Raw genomic sequence first — 231 nt, 5'->3', positions numbered from 1 at the left:
GCTTTTTTATGCTTTTTCTTCCAAATTTGATACAAAATAGGAGCGTATTCTTGAACCCAACGATAGATCGTTGAATGATGAACATTAATACCACGTACTCTTAATATTTTAGCTATATCACGGTAACTAAGTGCATATCTTAAGTAGTAGCCAACGGCTACAGTTATGACGTCTTTATTAAATTGTTTACATCTGAAATAGTTCATGTAGAATACTCCTTTTTATTAAAAT

1 pseudogene is annotated in these 231 nt (G+C 30.7%); it reads right to left on the bottom strand.

Features of this window, described 5'->3' with window-relative positions:
- Nucleotides 1-206 (bottom strand): annotated as a pseudogene (locus CD138_RS13800) (IS6 family transposase); the annotation flags it as partial.
- Nucleotides 207-231: the final 25 nt, after the last annotated feature.

The sequence above is a fragment of the Staphylococcus intermedius NCTC 11048 genome, assembly GCF_002902385.1.
GTDB classification, from domain to species: Bacteria; Bacillota; Bacilli; order Staphylococcales; family Staphylococcaceae; genus Staphylococcus; species Staphylococcus intermedius.
Note: the sequence above shows the minus strand (reverse complement) of the source record. Positions and strands in the feature narration are given on the sequence as shown.